Raw genomic sequence first — 223 nt, forward strand, 5'->3', positions numbered from 1 at the left:
GTCCATAGGTCACAGTTTCCCCTGCTTCAAAAGCGATCAAGGAACCGAGCTTACGGTAGAACATATCACCTTTGTACGGAGCGTAGCCGTCGAAGGCTGTGTTCATGATCCCCGTGCCTTTTGTGGAGGTGAGGAAATCACCGCGGAAACCGATAAGCCCTCTGGAAGGAATATGGTATTCTAAGCGGACGGTTCCGTCGCTTGCGGGACTCATGCCCTGCAG

At 53.4% G+C, this 223-nt stretch carries 1 pseudogene; it reads right to left on the bottom strand.

The features are described 5' to 3' along the window. Positions 1-223, bottom strand: a pseudogene (locus NE619_RS18635) (translational GTPase TypA); the annotation flags it as partial.

This window comes from Anaerovorax odorimutans (genome assembly GCF_024459955.1).
GTDB lineage: Bacteria > Bacillota > Clostridia > Peptostreptococcales > Anaerovoracaceae > Hominibacterium > Hominibacterium odorimutans_A.